This is a genomic window from Candidatus Deferrimicrobiaceae bacterium (assembly GCA_035256765.1).
Classification (GTDB): domain Bacteria; phylum Desulfobacterota; class Deferrimicrobia; order Deferrimicrobiales; family Deferrimicrobiaceae; genus CSP1-8.
In genome coordinates this window covers 1-1,866 of sequence record DATEXR010000074.1, presented here as the reverse complement: position 1 = coordinate 1,866, position 1,866 = coordinate 1, and the positions used below count along the sequence as shown (strand labels likewise).

The 1,866-nt window shown below is 61.0% G+C and carries 2 protein-coding genes; both read right to left on the bottom strand.

The window, feature by feature from the left end:
• Positions 1 to 549, bottom strand: a 549-nt coding sequence (locus VJ307_02295) for an aminotransferase class V-fold PLP-dependent enzyme (GenBank protein HJX72958.1), incomplete at its 3' end; no start/stop codon positions are given.
• A 9-nt stretch (positions 550 to 558) separates the two neighbouring features.
• On the bottom strand, positions 559 to 1,806 hold the full coding sequence (locus tag VJ307_02290) for a hypothetical protein (GenBank protein HJX72957.1): 1,248 nt from the start codon (positions 1,804 to 1,806) through the stop codon (positions 559 to 561).
• Positions 1,807 to 1,866 lie beyond the last annotated feature (60 nt).

The following is a 1,866-nucleotide window of genomic DNA, read 5'->3' as shown; positions in this document are numbered from 1 at the left end:
GACAGTCTGGGCGGCATCCGTGTGAAACGGGACCCCCGCCTCCCGCGCGATCGCAGCGATCTCGGGGATCGGTTCGATCGTCCCCACTTCGTTGTTGGCGTGCATCACCGTGATGAGGACGGTCCGGGGCGTGATCGCCTTTCGCACGTCGTCCGGATCCACCATCCCGTACCGGTCGACCGGCAGAACGGTCACCTTCGCGCCGAGCGACCGTTCGAGGAAACGGCACGGCTCGATCGTCGCCGGGTGCTCGACCTCCGTTGTTATGATGTGGTCGCCCCGGTCCCGGTTCGCGAAGAAGACCCCCAGGATCGCATGGTTGTTCGCCTCGCTCCCGCCGCTGGTGAAGACCACCTCCGTCGGATCGCACCCGAGGATCCCCGCAACCTGCCCACGCGCCTTTTCCACGGCGTCCTTTGCCGGCATCCCTGCCCAATGGAGGCTCGACGGATTCCCGTAATGGTCGGCCAAGAACGGCCGCATCGCCTCCAAGGCCTCCGGGGCGATCGGGGTGCTGGCGTTGAAATCGAGATATATTTTCCGGTCCATCGACCCTCCTTAATAGCTGGTCCGCAATCGAAGGTACAGATTGTCGTCCTTGTCGAGCTGTCCGAACTGGGTGAAGTCCTTCTTCCCGAAGAAGACGTTGGCCCCCGACGCGACGGACAGCCGGTCGGTGATCTTGTAAGAGATTTGGGGATTGACCATGCCGTCCTCATCCGAAGGGCTGTAAAAACCGATGAAGGAAAGCTCCACCGTCTGGTAGCGGAGGAACTGGGTCAGGCGCAAGAAGAGAAGGTGACGATATTCCTTCTTTTCCGGCGCTCCAGGGGGGAGGGAAGCCTTATAGGCCCCGTAACCCAGCATCTGCTCCAGATAATATTGGGCGCGGACGGTAAAATCGGTCCGGAGCTCCCGCTCGTAGCCCAGCAGGTACTTCAGGGAAGAATTTTCGATCAAGGGATTCGTTCCCGGCCTGTCCTCCCGGGAATCATAATAACCGAATTCGAAATTCGCGACGCCCTGGAGGAAGGGCCCCCGCGTGCTGGCGCCGTAAACCGACAACTTCGGGTAGAAGAGCGTCCCGTCGGCCGGATCCATGCCCCCAGGCTCCTTGAAGAAGCCGCGAAATCCGTACAGGGCGCCCTCGTAACTTCCGAAGGTCCGGTAAAGCCTTAAGGCGAGTTCGGTATTCTCTAGGGTTGCGGCGGGCTTCCTCATGGACAGGCTCTCGCCGGAGACCGCAATCCGGTTGGCGAATGGATTGAAGAAGGAGAGCCGCTCCCCTTTCGGGATCTCGCTCGGCGTGAAATGAGGGACGGCGACGAGATCCAGGGAGAATGGGCCGGGATACAGGCTGAACTTCATCGCGTCGCTCCCAACCTTCAGGTATTCAAGGCTCCTCCCGACGAAGAAGGAAACGAAGTCCTTGGGGAAAAGGTCGTTGATAAAGATCAGGTCGCCCGTCCCCCAGGTGAGGATCTGCCGCCCGGCGCGGATATCGAGTACCTGCACGGGAGAAAGGTCAAGATAGAGCTCCCGAAGGTCGGCATCTCCCCGTTCCTCCACGGTGTCCCCGATCAGATCGGCCTTGAAGAAAAGCCGGCTGTCGGCCGGACCCTCCTGGGACAGTTCCACCTGGAGCCGTCCTTCCCCCAAGGTGGCATCTTTGGGCTGGGCAGGGTTGTCCGTGAGCCTTACCCCAGCAGCCCCTTCCAGGAATCCGTGCGCCGAAAGGGCAAGGGCCCGGGAGCAGGGACAGAGCGCAATCGCAGCCAGAAGGGCGAACGCGATAATACATCTCACTTTGCAAACGCCTTCGGGGGGTTCTTCAGGGACCGCTCCGAGAAAAGGCTGTCGGCAAGA